9 protein-coding genes are annotated in these 12,356 nt (G+C 74.1%); 7 read left to right on the top strand and 2 right to left on the bottom strand.

Annotation, left to right across the window (positions count from 1 at the left end; translation table 11 throughout):
- Nucleotides 1-2: 2 nt before the first annotated feature.
- Complete coding sequence (locus QWU11_RS13740) at nt 3-1,601, bottom strand: serine hydrolase domain-containing protein (RefSeq protein ID WP_290107339.1); 1,599 nt, start codon at nt 1,599-1,601, stop codon at nt 3-5.
- Between the two features lie 190 nt (nt 1,602-1,791).
- Here QWU11_RS13740 and QWU11_RS13735 point away from each other — a divergent pair, with 190 nt between their 5' ends.
- Together QWU11_RS13735 and QWU11_RS13730 are read left to right on the top strand one after the other, a co-directional pair.
- Nucleotides 1,792-3,294 carry a TldD/PmbA family protein gene (locus QWU11_RS13735; RefSeq protein ID WP_290107335.1) on the top strand — a complete coding sequence of 501 codons (1,503 nt, stop codon included), beginning with the start codon at nt 1,792-1,794 and terminating at the stop codon, nt 3,292-3,294.
- Nucleotides 3,291-4,679, top strand: coding sequence for a metallopeptidase TldD-related protein (locus QWU11_RS13730; RefSeq protein ID WP_290107329.1), 1,389 nt, complete (start codon nt 3,291-3,293; stop codon nt 4,677-4,679). Before QWU11_RS13735 ends, QWU11_RS13730 begins: the two co-directional genes overlap by 4 nt.
- Before the next feature lie 12 nt (nt 4,680-4,691).
- On the opposite strand, the gene QWU11_RS13725 is transcribed toward QWU11_RS13730, so the two are convergent.
- Nucleotides 4,692-5,933, bottom strand: a complete 1,242-nt coding sequence (locus QWU11_RS13725; protein WP_290107318.1) for an FAD-dependent monooxygenase — start codon at nt 5,931-5,933, stop codon at nt 4,692-4,694.
- Between the two features lie 77 nt (nt 5,934-6,010).
- Between QWU11_RS13725 and QWU11_RS13720 the strand changes: the two genes are divergently transcribed.
- The 5 genes from QWU11_RS13720 (at nt 6,011) to QWU11_RS13700 (ending at nt 12,351) form a co-directional block, all read left to right on the top strand.
- Entirely contained in the window at nt 6,011-6,550 is a 540-nt protein-coding gene (locus QWU11_RS13720) for a TetR/AcrR family transcriptional regulator (protein ID WP_290107303.1), read from the top strand.
- A 135-nt stretch (nt 6,551-6,685) separates the two neighbouring features.
- Nucleotides 6,686-8,647 carry a S9 family peptidase gene (locus tag QWU11_RS13715; RefSeq protein ID WP_290107290.1) on the top strand — a complete coding sequence of 654 codons (1,962 nt, stop codon included), beginning with the start codon at nt 6,686-6,688 and terminating at the stop codon, nt 8,645-8,647.
- A gap of 1 nt (nt 8,648) precedes the next feature.
- The gene (locus QWU11_RS13710) at nt 8,649-9,878 is read left to right on the top strand and encodes a methylaspartate ammonia-lyase (RefSeq protein ID WP_290107288.1); all 1,230 of its coding nucleotides are present in this window, start codon (nt 8,649-8,651) and stop codon (nt 9,876-9,878) included.
- A complete protein-coding gene (locus tag QWU11_RS13705) occupies nt 9,875-11,077 on the top strand; it encodes a CoA transferase (protein WP_290107278.1) in 1,203 nt (400 codons plus the stop codon). Before QWU11_RS13710 ends, QWU11_RS13705 begins: the two co-directional genes overlap by 4 nt.
- A complete protein-coding gene (locus QWU11_RS13700; protein WP_290107272.1) occupies nt 11,074-12,351 on the top strand; it encodes an amidase in 1,278 nt (425 codons plus the stop codon). Before QWU11_RS13705 ends, QWU11_RS13700 begins: the two co-directional genes overlap by 4 nt.
- The last annotated feature ends 5 nt before the right edge of the window (nt 12,352-12,356 follow it).

The following is a 12,356-nucleotide window of genomic DNA, read 5'->3' as shown; positions in this document are numbered from 1 at the left end:
GGTCACCTCTCGCCTCCCGTACGGTCCAGCGGAACGTTCGCGTACACCGGGTCCGGCCCGGTCAGGTCGAGGATCTCGCCCGTCGCGGACAGGTAGCGGCCCGGCGAGATCGGCGCGAGCCTGATCGCCGCGCCGTCCTCCTTCTCCTCGTCGCCCAGCCGCTGGATGGCCGGCGAGCGGCCGTCCTGGAAGATCCGCATCTCGCCCACCGGCAGGCCCCACGCCCGCAGGACGTACGTGCCGTCGTAGGTGGGATCGAGCGCCGACTCCGGCGCGTCGTTCCGGTACCGGACGGTGCCGTCCCGCAGGTCCTGCAGGTAGCCCGCGGGGCCGTACCGGCCGGGCAGGAAGCGGGAGCACCGGCCCGCGCGGCCCGCCATCGTGGCGGGGCCGGTCGGCACGGCCTCATGGCCTCCGTCCTCGTCGTCGACGAACAGGCGCCCGTCCCGTACCCGCACCAGCACCCGGTCCTCCAGCCTGCCGACGTACTCGCCGGCGAGTACGTCCAGACCGTGAGCGTCGCCGCGCGGCGTACCGGCCGGCTCCTCCGCCGGTGGCGACGGGGTCCCGGCGAGGCGGGCGACGGCACCGCGGACGGTGTCGTCGTGCACCGAGTGGTCGAAGCGGTTCGTCAGCATCACGACGCCGTACCCCGCCTCCGGCAGCCAGCACAGCTGTGCCTGGAAGCCGAAACCGGAACCGCCGTGGTGGCGGACGCGCACGCCCGGCTCCCACTCGTCGAGGTACAGCCCGAGCCCGTAGCCGAGCGACTGGCCCGGCGCGGGAAACGGGATCCGGTAGTGCTCCCGCAGCAGCGCCTCGGCCAGGACTTTTCCGCCGGACCGCAGGTGGAACCGCACGTACCGGAGCGCGTCCTCGACGCTCGTGTACAGCCCGCCGGCCGCGACCATGGGAACCCGTACGGGGAGCGGGCGGCCGGCCTCGGTGAACGGCCGCCAGTGCCCGACGGCCCGTTCGGGGTCGGCCGCGATGACGCCGGCGTCGAACGTCGTCCGCGCCAGCCCCAGCGGCTCGAACAGCTCCCGCCGCGCCCACTCCTCGAACGGGACGCCGCTGACGCGCTGGATGATGTACCCGGCCAGGTCGATCCCCAGGTTGGAGTACTCGTGGTGGTGCCCGACCGGGAAGCGCAGCCAGGTGTCGGCGATGCTCGCGCAGTGGTCCGCGAAGTCGCCGTCGCCGATGGAGTGGTTCGAGCCGAGCGGCGCCTCGTGGGTGAACCCGGCCGTGTGGCTCAGCAGATGGCGCAGCGTCATCCGGCCCGCCGGCTCGTCCTCGAAGAGGCTGTGCACCGTGAACTCCGGCAGGTACGTCGTGATCGGCTCGTCCAGGTCGACCAGCGACCGCTGGACGGCCAGCAGCACGCACGTCGCGGTGAACAGCTTCGACGTCGACTGCACGCTGAACCGCGTCGCCGCCGTCACCGGCGTTCCCCCTCCGTGCGCCGTGCTCCCGAAACCGGCGCTCCAGAGGATCTCCCGCTCGTCGCAGATCCCGACCGCGGCCCCCGGCACGCCGTGCTCCTCCAGGGCGCGGGGGACCGTCCGCTCCAGGTCGGCGATGAGGCCGTCGATTGTCACGTGCGCGTCTCCCGTACGAGTCGGCGATTCGGGCAGGTCCGTACCGCCCGGTCAGGCTAACCACTGGCCGGTCGTCCCTTCTTCGGACGCCGGAACGAACGACGCCCCCGGATCTTGGCCCCGGCCACGAGCACCGGGACACGTCTCTGCGAGACGCTCGGAGTCCTACCCGGCTGAGCGGAGATCCGGCATGGCGCGTGAGATCGACCCGTCCTTCCTCGCGCTGCCCCTGCGCGCGCTCGCGGACGCCGCCCTCGAACGGGCGCGGAGCCTGGGCGCGCACCACGCCGACTTCCGTCTCGAACGGGTGCGCCTCGGGCGGCTCCGCCTCCGCGACGGCCGCCTCGACTCCTCCTCCGACGACGAGGTCACCGGGCTGGCGGTCCGCGTGGTGCACGACGGCACGTGGGGGTTCGCGTCCGGCGCCGCGCTGACCACGGACGCGGCGGCGGCGCTGGCCGAGCGCGCGGTGGCGACGGCGCGGACGAGCCGGGCCCTGCGCGGCGACCCGGTCGAGCCGGCGCCCGAGCCCGCGCACGGCGACGTCACCTGGGTCTCGGCGTATGAGGTGAACCCGTTCGACGTGCCGGAGGGCGAACGGTTCGCGCGGCTGGCCGAGCTGTCCGGCCGGGCGCTGGCCGCGGACGGCGTCGACCACGTGGACGCCTCCGTCGTGCAGGCCGTCGAGCACAAGTTCTACGCCGACACGGCCGGCACGGTGACCACGCAGCAGCGAGTGCGGATCGCCCCGCAGCTCACCGCGTTCACCGTCGCCGCCGGGTCGTTCGCCTCGATGCGCACGCTCGCCCCGGCCGCCGGCCGCGGCTGGGAGTACCTCACCGGGACCGGCTGGGACTTCGACGCGGAGATCGCCGCGCTGCCCGGCCTGCTGCGGGAGCACGCGCGGGCGCCGAGCGTCGAGCCGGGCGCGTACGACCTGGTCATCGCCCCGTCGAACCTGTGGCTGACGATCCACGAGTCGATCGGGCACGCCACCGAGCTGGACCGCGCGCTGGGCTACGAGGCCGCGTTCGCCGGGACGAGCTTCGCCACCCCGGACGGGCTGGGCACGCTGCGCTACGGCAGCGCGGCGATGAACGTGACGGGCGACCGTACGGCGGAGCACGGCCTGTCGACCATCGGCTACGACGACGAGGGGGTCGCGACCCGGCGGTTCGACCTTGTACGGGCCGGGGTGCTCGTCGGGTACCAGGTCAACCGGCAGCTCGCGCGGTCCGTCGGGTTCGAGCGGTCGAACGGCTGCGCGTTCGCCGACACGGCCGGGCGCGTCCCGCTGCAGCGCATGGCGAACGTGTCCCTGTCGCCGGCGCCGGACGGCCCCTCCACCGAGGAGCTGATCGCCGGGGTGGACCGGGGCATCTACATCGAGGGCGACAGGTCCTGGTCGATCGACATGCAGCGGTACAACTTCCAGTTCACCGGCCAGCGGTTCCACCGCATCGAGCACGGCCGGCTCGCCGGGCAGGTACGCGACGTCGCGTACCAGTCCAGGACCACGGACTTCTGGGGCGCGTTGGAGGCGGCCGGCGGCCCGGAGACGTACGTCCTCGGCGGGACCTTCGGCTGCGGCAAGGGCCAGCCGGGACAGCTCGCGGCGGTCTCGCACGGCGCGCCCGCCGCGGTGTTCCGCGGCGTCAACGTCCTCAACACCAGGAACGAGGGGGGCCGATGAGCACGCACCGCGCGCAGGATCTGGCCGGGGCCGCGCTCGCGGCGTCCGCCTCGGACGGCTGCGTCGTCGTCGCGGCCGAGCACAGCGAGACGAACCTGCGGTGGGCGGGCAACGCCCTCACCACCAGCGGCGAGACGCGGACCCGCGCGCTCACGGTCATCTCCACGCTGGAGGGCGGCGCCGGGACGCGGGCGGGCGTGGTCACCCGTACGGTCGCGACGCCCGCGGAGGCCGCGGACCTCGCCCGCGCGTCCGAGGCGGCGGCCCGGCACGCCGAGCCGGCCTCCGACGCGAGCCCGCTCGTCGAGCCGTACGCGCACGACGACGACTGGGACGCGGACGCCGCCGCGACGGACGCCACGGTCTTCGACCGGTTCGTCCCCGCGCTCGCCGCGGTGATCGGGGACTGGCGTCGCTCGGATCGGTCGCTGTACGGCTATGCCGAGCACCAGGTTGACTCCTTCTTCCTGGCCACCTCGACCGGCCTGCGGCGGCGCTTCGACCAGCCCGACGGCCGGCTGGAGCTGACCGGGCGGTCGGGCGACAACACGCGTTCGTCCTGGTGGGGCGCGCACACGCGTGACTTCGCCGACCTCGACGTCGCCGCCGCGTCCTCCGAGCTCGCGCAGCGCCTGGACTGGGCGGCGCGGTGCGTCGAGCTGCCGCCGGGCCGGTACGAGACGATCCTGCCGCCCGCCGCGGTGGCCGACCTGATGCTCTGCGCGTACCTCAACGCGTCCGCGCGGGACGCCGACGAGGGCCGCAACGTGTTCGGCGCCGGGCCGGGCGGCGGCCGCGTCGGCGAGCGGCTGGCGGCGCTGCCGCTGACCCTGCGCTCGGACCCGGCCTTCCCCGGCCTCCAGTGCGCGCCGTTCGACATCGTCACCACGGCGGCGAACGGCATGCGGTCGGTCTTCGACAACGGCCAGCCGGTGCCGGCCGGGCCGTGGATCGACACCGGCCGGCTCGCGGACCTCGTGCGTACACGGTCGTGGGCGCGGCGGACGGGGGCACGGCCGCGGCCGATGGCCGGGAACCTCATCCTGGACGGAGGCGACGCGTCGCTGGGGGAGATGATCGCCTCGACCGGGCGCGGCCTGCTGCTGACCGCCCTGTGGTACGTCCGCGAGGTCGACCCGCAGACCCTGCTGTGCACCGGCCTGACCCGCGACGGTGTGTACCTCGTGGAGGACGGCCGGGTACGGGGCGCGGTGAACAACTTCCGGTTCAACGAGTCCCCGGTCGGCCTCCTGGGCCGGCTCACCGAGGCGGGCCGGACCGAGCGCGCCCTGCCGCGCGAACGCGGCGACCACTTCCGGCGTACGGCGATGCCGCCGGTCCGGGTGCCCGACTTCAACATGTCGACGGTCAGCGACGCCGTCTGAACGCGCCCGCTCTCACTCCGCCTTCAGCCCGCTCCCGAGAGCGGCTCCGGCGGGCGACGGCGGATAGTCCTCGACGGTCATGGAGTCGTGGAGGCGCGCGGTCCTGGAGGTGAGGCGGAGGAGGGCGCGGCCGGGCGCCGCGGGCAGGGCGGAGACCAGGCGGGCGCCCTGGACCAGGCCCCGTACGCCGAGGCGGGACGTCGGGATCAGGGTCTTCGCCGCGCTCAGCGCGACCGCGCGGCTGCCGCGTACGTATTCGGCCATCGCGTGCTCGTAGGCGGGGAAGGCGCGCGAGTGGTCGCCGCCCGCCCGCGCCAGTTCCCCGGCGAGGACGTACGCGCCGACGACGGCCAGGCTGGTGCTGCCGCCGACGGCCGGGCCGGGGCAGTAGCCGGCGTCGCCGACGAGCGTCACCCGGCCCCGCGACCAGGTGTCCATGTGGAGCTGGGTGATCGAGTCGAAGTAGAACGCCGGGGTGCGGTCGAGCTCGTCCAGCCAGCCGTCCACGTCGGCGTGCATGCCCGCGAAGGCGCCGCGCAGCAGCTCCTTCTGGCGGGGCACGTCGCGGTGGCCGTAGTCGAGCTCGCCTTCGCTCCGGAACAGGAACAGCGCCCGCGCGTCGCCGAGGTGCCGCTCGCCGTACATGCCGGCGGTACGGCCGACGCCGACGTGGATGAGGAGCTCGCCGTCCAGGGCGGAGGCGTTGGGCAGGGTCAGCACCGCGAGGTAGGCCCCGATGAAGGAGCTGAAGCCGGACTCGTCGCCGAAGGTGAGGCGGCGGACGTTGGAGTGCAGCCCGTCCGCGCCGACGACGAGGTCGAAGCGGCGCGGCGCGGCGTTCTCGAACCGCACCTCGCCCTCAGGCGAGATCGCGGTGATCGAGTCGTCGAAGACGTACTCGACGTCGTCGCGCGTGGCGTCGTAGTAGATCTCGCTCAGGTCGTCGCGCATGATCTCGGCGTGCCGGTCGGAGGTGGCACCGAAGATCTTGGACAGGTCCACCCGTACGGGGCGCCGTGAGCCCTCCGGGCGGAGGGTCAGCCGGTTCGAGCCGGTGGCCCGCTCCTCGACGCGCGGGAGCACGCCCATTTTCTCCGAGATGTCCATCGCGGGCCGGAAGAGGTCGACCGCGTGGCCGCCGGTCTTGCGCAGAGCCGGCGCGCGCTCGACGACGGTGACGGAGAAGCCGTGCCTGGTGAGCCAGTACGCCAGTACCGGACCGGCGACGCTGGCGCCGGAGATGAGGATCCGCATGAGCATGTCTCCTTACTTAACGATAAGTAAGCGTAGCATCGTTACTTACCTATCGTTAAGTCAGATAGATTGGCGGCATGCCTCGTCCCTCGGACACCAAGCAGCGGATCCAGGAGGTCGCCCGCGAGCTCTTCGCGCAGCGGGGCGTGCAGCGGACCAGCCTGCAGGACATCGCCGACCGGCTGGGCATCACCAAGCCGGCGCTCTACTACCACTTCTCCTCACGCGAGGAGCTGGTCCGCAGCATCGTGCAGCCGATCCTCGACGAGGAGGAGAGGTTCCTGCTGGGCCAGGAGGCGCTGGGCGAGGTCGCGCCCCGCGCCCTGCTGGAGGGCTACTTCGACTTCCACTACCGCCATCGCCGGGAGATGGTGCTCATGCTCAGCGAGCTGACCACGTTCGCCGACCTGGGCCTGATCGACCGCGTGTTCGAATGGCGCGGGCGGCTTGGGAGGCTGCTGCACGGCCCCGACCCCACGCTGGAGCAGGCCACCCGGGCCGTGATCGCCTTCGGCGGCATCCAGGACTGCACGATCCAGTTCGCCGACGTGCCCAGGGACGAGCTCCGCCGGGCGGCCGTGGACGGCGCCTGCGCGGCCCTGGGCATGAGTGAGTGATCACGGACTTGGTGGCGGTGACCAGCCGGGGCTGACCCGCCTCGTGCTCGCGGACGAACCCCCAGGTCGCCGTACGTGCCAGCATCGGTGCCGTGACGCCGGTGACGGACGTCGTCACGGACTGGAGGAGCCCGAATGACCCGACGCCTCACCATCGACGACCTGGCCGCGATCGCGCTTCCGGAGGAGCCGGCGATATCGCCCGACGGCACGCAGGTCGTCTACGTCCTGCGCACCGTCGACCTGGACACCGACCGGAACGTACGCGGCCTGTGGCGGGTCGCCCTCGACGGCGGGACGCCGACCCCGCTGACCGGCGGGCCGGCCGACACGTCGCCCACGTGGTCGCCCGACGGGACGAACGTGGCGTTCCTACGCAAGGACGGCGACGCGCCGCAGATCTGGCTGCTGCCCGCGGGCGGCGGCGAGGCACGGCCCCTCACCACGCTCCCGCTGGGCGCGGGCACCCCGGTCTGGAGCCCGGACGGCACGCGCATCGCCTTCACGGCCCCGGTGGACCTGCTCGCCGAACCGGGGGAGGACGCCGCGGCCCGCGAACGCCGGGCGTACGCGCCGATCGTGTGCGACCGCCTCGACTACCTCGCGGACGGGCAGGGCCTGGTGCGGAGCGTACGGCGGCACCTGCACGTTCTCGACGTGGCGTCGGCGGAGTGCCGGCGCCTCACCGGCGGCGAGTGGAACGCCGGGCAGCCGTCCTGGTCGCCGGAGGGCGGCCGGCTGGCCTTCCCCGCGGCGCTCGGCCCGGACGCCGACCTGACCCGCAGCACCGGCGTGCACGTGATCGACGTGAAGGACACCGGCGCGCCGCCCCGGCAGGTGAACGCCGACGGCGGCTGGGCGGCCACGGTCTCCTGGACCCGCGACGGCACGGCCCTGCTGGTGGGCGGCGAGACCCCCGAGGCCCGCGACGGCAACATGCGGCTGGTACGCCTCCCGCTCGACGGCGGCGAGACGACCGACCTCGCGGCGTCGCTGGACCGGAGCGTCGCGGTCGGCTTTCCCGGCTATCCGGGCGGCCCGCCGCAGCTGATCGACGACGGGCGCACCGTCCTGTTCTGCGTCAGCGACCGAGGCTGCGTCCACCTCTACACGGTCGGCGAGACGGGCGGCGAGCCGCGGCCGGTGTTCACCGATGCCGGAGCCACCGTCTCGGGCGTCTCGGTGGCCGCGGGCCGGGCGGCCTTCGCCCTCGGCACGCCCGCGTCGTTCGGCGAGATCGTCACCCTGGACCCGGCCTCCGGCAACCGGGAGGTCCACACCGCCCACGGGGCCGCCCTGGAGGGCGTCACGCCGTACGAACGCGTGGAGCGCGAGTACGAGATCAGCGACGGCACGCGCGTACAGGCCTGGCTGATGCGCGACCCGGACGCCGAGGGGCCACGGCCGCTGCTGCTCGACGTGCACGGCGGGCCGCACAACTCCTGGCACCCCGGCCTCGACGACGTGCACCTCTACCACCACGAGCTCGTCGCGCGCGGGTGGAACGTCCTGCTGGTCAACCCGCGGGCCAGCGACGGGTACGGCGAACGGTTCCTGACCGCCACGAGGGGCGAGTGGGGCGTCTCCGACGCGAAGGACCTGCTGGAGCCGATCGACGCGCTCGTCGCCGAGGGGATCGCCGACCCGGCCCGGCTCGCGGTGACCGGGTACAGCTACGGCGGCTACATGGCCTGCTACCTGACCGCCCACGACGACCGGTTCGCCGCCGCGGTCCCCGGCGGGCTGATCTGCGACCCGGCCGGCACGGTCGGCTACTCCGACAACCGGCGGGGGCTGAGCGAGTCGGAGTTCGGCGGGCGGCCGTGGGAGGAGCGCGAGCGCTACGCCGCCCAGGCGCCCATCACCCATGTCGACCGGGTGAGCACGCCGACGCTGGTCCTGCACGGCGGCGACGACGTGCGCAGCCCGTTCCCCCAGGCGCAGCAGTGGCACACCGCGCTGCGCGAGCGCGGCGTGCCGACGCGGCTGGTCATCTACCCCGGCAGCCCGCACATCTTCGTCGTCAACGGCCGGCCGTCCCACCGCCTGGACTACAACCGGCGCGTCGTGGACTGGGTCGAGAGGTACGCGGGCTGACATGAGGATCCACGACGTCCTCTGCGTCGCCGGGCTCGGGGCGTTCCCCAGCGACGACCGCGAGGCGATCCGGCACGGCGCTGTCTCCGACGGGCACTTCTACACCTCGCCGCCGCGCACCCCGGGATACCGGCGCGTACGGCAGCCGAGCGAGTCGATCAGCGTCCTGCTCACGCTCGACGACGGCACCGTCGTCGTGGGCACGGGCGTGACGGTGCAGTACGCCGGAGTGGCGGGACGCGAGCCGCTGCTCGACGCCGCCACCGAGTGCGCCCGGCTCGGGCCGGTGCTCCACGACGCGCTCGCAGGCACCGCGGTCGGCTCCTTCCGCGAGTCGAGTGCGCGGCTCGCCCGGCTGGGGCTCCCCGCGCCGGTCCACTACGGCGTCAGCCAGGCGACGCTCGCCGCGGCGGCGCACGCCTGCCGGCTGACGGTCGCCGAGACCGTCGCGGCGGAGTACGGGACCGGCACCGCGTTCAGGCCGGTCCCGATCTTCGCGCAGTGCGGCGAGAACCGGCACGACGGCGTTGACCGGATGATCCTGCGCCGCGTCGCCGAGCTCCCGCACGGCTTGATCAACAACGCCCGCGCGCTCGTCGGGGACGACGGGGAGCTGCTCCGGCGCTACGTCCGCTGGGTGCGCGACCGGATCCTCGAACACCGCGACGACGCCGGCTACACACCGACGCTGCACTTCGACTGCTACGGCACGATCGGCGAGACGTTCGGGTCGCTGGAGGCGTGCGCCCGCTTCCTCGCCGGGCTGGGTGAGGCCGCCGCGCCGTTCGGCCTGCGGATCGAACAACCCGTGCAGGCGGCGTCGCGCGAGGAGCAGATCCAGGCGCTCGCCACGCTCCGCCGGCTGCTGCGCCGCCACGGCTCCGCCGTGGAGCTGGTCGCCGACGAGTGGTGCAACACGCTGGAGGACGTCCGGGAGTTCGCCGCGGCGGAGGCGGCGGACATGCTGCAGGTCAAGCTGCCCGACGTGGGCGGGCTCGACCTCGCGGTCCAGGCCCTGCTGGCCTGTAGGGCCGCGGGTGTGGCCGCCTACTGCGGCGGCTCCTCCACCGAGACCGAACGATCCGCGCAGATCGCGGCGGGCGTCGCCATGGGTGTCGCGGCCGACCTGCTGCTGGCCCGGCCGGGAATGGGAGTGGACGAAGCGATCATGGTCGTGGACAACGAGATGCGCCGCACCGCCGCCATCGTCGGCGCCCGGAGCCGGTCATGACGGGCCTTAGTGACATCCGGGTCGTGGCGGTGGAGCAGTACGGCGCCGGCCCGTTCGGCAGCCTCCACCTCGCCGAGATGGGCGCGGACGTCATCAAGGTCGAGGACGCGCGGACCGGCGGCGACATCGGCCGCCACGTGCCGCCGTTCCAGGACGGGGACGACAGCCTCTTCTACCAGAGCTTCAACCGGAACAAACGGAGCATCGCCCTGGACCTGTCGGTGCCCTCCGCCCGGTCGGTGCTCCACCGGCTCGTGGCCGAGAGCGACGGCGTCCTGCACAACCTGCGCGGCGACGTGCCCGAGAAGCTCGGTCTGCGGTACGCCGACCTCGCCCCGTACAACGAGCGCGTCGTGGTCTGCTCCCTGTCCGGTTTCGGGATGACCGGCCCGCGCCGCGACGAGCCCGCCTACGACTACGTCGTCCAGGGGCTGGCCGGCTGGATGGACCTCACCGGCGAGCCGGAGGGGGCGCCGACCAAGAGCGGCCTGTCGCTCGTGGACTACTGCGGAGGGCTGGCGGCGGCGCTGTCGCTGGTCGCCGGGATCCACGTCGCGCGCCGCGAGGGCGTCGGTGGCGACTGCGACCTGAGCCTGTTCGAGACGGCCGTCGCGATGCTGTCCTACCCGGCGACCTGGTACCTCACCAAGAAGCACGAGACCACGCGGCGGGCGCGGTCGGCCCATCCGTCCATCGTCCCGTTCGGGGCGTTCCCGAGCGCCGACGGCTGGCTGATGCTGGCCTGCGCGAAACCGAAGTTCTTCGGCCGCCTCGCCGCGGCGATCGGCCGCGCCGGCCTCGCCGAGGACCCGCGCTTCGCCACCCTGGAGGCGCGGCAGCGCAACGCCGACGAGCTGATCGCCATCCTCGACGAGGCGCTTCGCGTACGGACGACCGACGAGTGGATCGCGCGGCTCACCGCGGCCGGGGTGCCCTGCGGGCCGGTCAACTCACTCGCCGAGGCGCTCGACGACCCGCAGGCGCACCACCGCGAGCTGGTGGTCGAGACCCCGCACCCGCGGTGGGGGACCGTACGCCACGTGCGCACGGCCGGCCGCGGCTGGTGGCCCGCGCCGGAGCCGCGCCGCGCACCGGAGCTGGGGGAGGACCGCGACGACCTGCTACGCGGCCTGCTCGGCATGGACGACGCGGCGATCGCCGCGCTGTCCGGAGACGGCGCTTTCGGGGCGAGCCCGTGACCGGCGCGTCGGCGCGCGTTCGCGTGGCGCGGAGCCTGGCGGCGATCGAGCGTCTGGACGGCCGGCTGCGCGCGTGCGTCCTCGTACGCCAGGAGGCCACCGAGGAGGCCGGGCGGATCGACCGCGCGGCGCGCCCGGGGCCGCTCGCGGGCTGGACGATCGCGGTCAAGGACAACATGGACGTCGCGGGCACGGTCCGCTCCGACGGGCTCGGCCCGCCGTACCGGCCGCCGGCCGAGCGGGACAGTGAGCCCGTACGCCGCCTGCGCGCGGCCGGCGCGGTCGTCATCGCCAAGGCCAACCTGGAGGAGCTGAGCTTCGGCGCGACGACGCAGAACCCGACCTGGGGCCCGTGCCGCAACCCCTGGGACCTGACACGGATCCCGGGCGGATCGAGCGGCGGTTCGGCGGTCGCGGTCGCGGCCGGGCTGGCCCACGCGGCGCTGGGTACCGACACCGGCGGTTCCCTGCGCAACCCCGCCTCGTTCTGCGGGGTCAGCACGCTGCGGCCCACGCACGGCGCGGTGCCGGTCGCGGGCGTGACCCCGCTCAGCCCGAGCCTCGACGTCGTCGGCCCGATGGCGCGCAGCGTACGCGACCTGCGCCCGCTGTTCGCCGCGCTCGCCGCCCTGCCCATCTCGTCGTCGGAGCAGCCGCTCGCCGGGCTGGCGGTGGGCGTCCCGGACGCGTACTTCCTCGACGACCTCGAACCGGACGTCGCCCGCGGTTTCGAGGACCTCCTCACGCTCCTGCGCGACCACGGCGCGTGCCTGCGGTCGGTGTCCCTGCCGCTCGACGCGGGCGCGGTCGACGCCATGGCGGAGCTGCAGAACGCCGAGGCCGCCCGTGCGCTGCGCGACCATTGGGACGACCCGCGGCTCAGCCCCGGCATCCGCGACCGCATGCGCCTCGGGCGGGCGGTCACCCGCGAGCGCGAACAGCTCGCCGCAGGTGTCGCCGAGCAGTGGCGGCGAACCGTACGAGAAGCGTTCGAGCGGGTCATGGTCGTCGTCACGCCCGCGACGCCGTTCACCGCACCACCGATCGCGGCCGGCGACCTCGTCACCCTCAGCCGGCGGATCAACCGCTGCACCGGCGCCTGGTCGCTGACCCGCGCCCCGGTGCTCGGGTTGCCGGTCACACCGGCCCGCGACGGGCTGCCGGTCGGCGCCCAGATCGTCGGCGCGCCGGCGAGCGACTGGCGGCTGCTCGGGATCGGTGAGGCGATCCAGTCCGTGTCCGGCTGGCACGAGCGCGTTCCCGCGCCGGCCTGAGATCT

Source organism: Actinomadura sp. DC4 (assembly GCF_030406325.1).
Classification (GTDB): domain Bacteria; phylum Actinomycetota; class Actinomycetes; order Streptosporangiales; family Streptosporangiaceae; genus Actinoallomurus.
Note: the sequence above shows the minus strand (reverse complement) of the source record. Positions and strands in the feature narration are given on the sequence as shown.

What these genes read in the sequence shown, in the direction of transcription:
- QWU11_RS13735 (WP_290107335.1), top strand. Translation starts at nt 1,792, where the DNA reads ATGGCGCGTGAGATCGACCCGTCCTTCCTCGCGCTGCCCCTGCGCGCG.
- QWU11_RS13730 (WP_290107329.1), top strand. Translation starts at nt 3,291, where the DNA reads ATGAGCACGCACCGCGCGCAGGATCTGGCCGGGGCCGCGCTCGCGGCG.
- QWU11_RS13725 (WP_290107318.1), bottom strand. Translation starts at nt 5,933, where the DNA reads ATGCGGATCCTCATCTCCGGCGCCAGCGTCGCCGGTCCGGTACTGGCG.
- QWU11_RS13720 (WP_290107303.1), top strand. Translation starts at nt 6,011, where the DNA reads ATGCCTCGTCCCTCGGACACCAAGCAGCGGATCCAGGAGGTCGCCCGC.
- QWU11_RS13715 (WP_290107290.1), top strand. Translation starts at nt 6,686, where the DNA reads ATGACCCGACGCCTCACCATCGACGACCTGGCCGCGATCGCGCTTCCG.
- QWU11_RS13710 (WP_290107288.1), top strand. Translation starts at nt 8,649, where the DNA reads ATGAGGATCCACGACGTCCTCTGCGTCGCCGGGCTCGGGGCGTTCCCC.
- QWU11_RS13705 (WP_290107278.1), top strand. Translation starts at nt 9,875, where the DNA reads ATGACGGGCCTTAGTGACATCCGGGTCGTGGCGGTGGAGCAGTACGGC.